The 1,695-nt window shown below is 42.7% G+C and carries 3 protein-coding genes; all 3 read right to left on the bottom strand.

What is annotated here, in order from left to right; translation table 11 throughout:
* Positions 1–294: transposase (locus B0183_RS11530; protein ID WP_131826760.1), on the bottom strand; the 294-nt coding region annotated here is incomplete at its 3' end.
* A 139-nt stretch (positions 295–433) separates the two neighbouring features.
* Positions 434–1,291, bottom strand: coding sequence for a 1,4-dihydroxy-2-naphthoyl-CoA synthase (gene menB / locus B0183_RS11535; protein WP_005713760.1), 858 nt, complete (start codon positions 1,289–1,291; stop codon positions 434–436).
* A 103-nt stretch (positions 1,292–1,394) separates the two neighbouring features.
* On the bottom strand, positions 1,395–1,695 hold a 301-nt coding region (locus tag B0183_RS11540; protein ID WP_165688524.1), incomplete at its 5' end, for a M13 family metallopeptidase.

Consider the following 1,695-nt stretch of genomic DNA (forward strand, 5'->3'; position numbering starts at 1 on the left):
GGTTTGGTTTTTCTTGATAAGTTGCGGTTCAAAGGTGCCGTCACGGTCACGAGGCGTCTCAATTTCTATCTCACCTTCATCACAAATGACGGTCTTAGATGTGTAACCGTTACGTGCATTTTTACCTTTTCTAGGCTGATGTTTTTCATAACCAAGATGGTCGGTCAGTTCACCATTTAACGCAGCCTCGACGGTGATTTTCTTGAGCATCCGTGAAAATTGATTGAGGTCTTCTGGTGTTTTTAGGTTTTTGGCAAATTCCGCTGCCAAGGCGTGAAGTTGTTTTTCGTTCATAATAAAATACCTGTGTCTGAATGTATTATCTCAGAAACAGGTATTTACACAAATTGTGGGAGAGGCTCGTGTCTGTCAGATTAGGTTTGATCTTCTACACATTAGCAACCATTTTGTCTACTATGTCATTTTATACATACTAAGGATTACGCTTAAACTTGCTAAAGTCAGGCGCACGTTTTTCATTAAACGCATTACGACCTTCTTGACCTTCTTCCGTCATATAGAACAACATCGTTGCATTACCTGCTAATTCTTGGAGACCTGCTTGTCCGTCACAGTCTGCATTTAACGCCGCTTTTAAGCAACGTAATGCAATCGGGCTGTTGCGTAACATTTCACGGCACCAACGCACCGTTTCTTTTTCCAAATCTGCATAAGGCACAACGGTATTCACTAAGCCCATCTCTAAAGCTTCTTTCGCATCATATTGACGGCATAAGAACCAAATCTCACGTGCTTTTTTCTGCCCAACGATACGTGCCATATAGCTTGCACCCCAACCGCCATCGAATGAACCTACTTTCGGGCCTGTTTGACCGAAGATCGCATTTTCTGCCGCAATGGTTAAATCACAAAGCATATGTAAAACGTGACCGCCACCAATGGCATAACCAGCGACCATTGCCACCACAGGCTTCGGGCAGCTACGAATATCACGTTGGAAATCCAATACGTTTAAGTGATGTACACCACTTTCGTCTTTATAACCGCCGTAATCGCCACGCACTTTTTGGTCGCCACCGGAACAGAACGCTTTTTCGCCTTGACCCGTTAAAACAATCACACCGATTTTTTCATCAAAACGCGCATCAGAGAAAGCTTGGATCATCTCTTTTACCGTTTGCGGACGGAAAGCATTACGCACTTCAGGGCGGTTAATGGTGATTTTAGCGATACCGTCAGTCGATTTATGATACAGAATATCCGTATAACCTTCGCTGCAATCGAGCCACTCAACAGGGGCATAAAGTACATCATCTTTTGGGTTTTGCATTTTGTATTCCTTTTAGTTTAAATAAGTGGATAAATTATACTAGGAATTTATGAATTTTTCCTTGATTATATACTCAGCCTCTCTTCTATGGGAAATTTGTATATTACCAAATCTTAATCCGCTCATTAATCGGACGATACATTGCATCACCTTGCTTTGTATTAAAGGCATTGTGGAAGCCAGAGATATTTAATACAGGGGCAAAAGCACGGTATTGTCCTGGGGCGTGTGGATCGCTTTTCACTTGGTGGGTTAAGGCTTGGACGGTCGCTTTATTTCGCCACGAACGTGTCCAGCTCATAAAAAAGCGTTGATCTGGGGTAAAGTTTTCCAAGATTGGGGTCACACCGTGATCTCGCTCATAACGTTTTAATGCATCATACGCAATACTTAATCCGCCCAGA

This window comes from Glaesserella parasuis (assembly GCF_002015085.1).
GTDB classification, from domain to species: Bacteria; Pseudomonadota; Gammaproteobacteria; order Enterobacterales; family Pasteurellaceae; genus Glaesserella; species Glaesserella parasuis.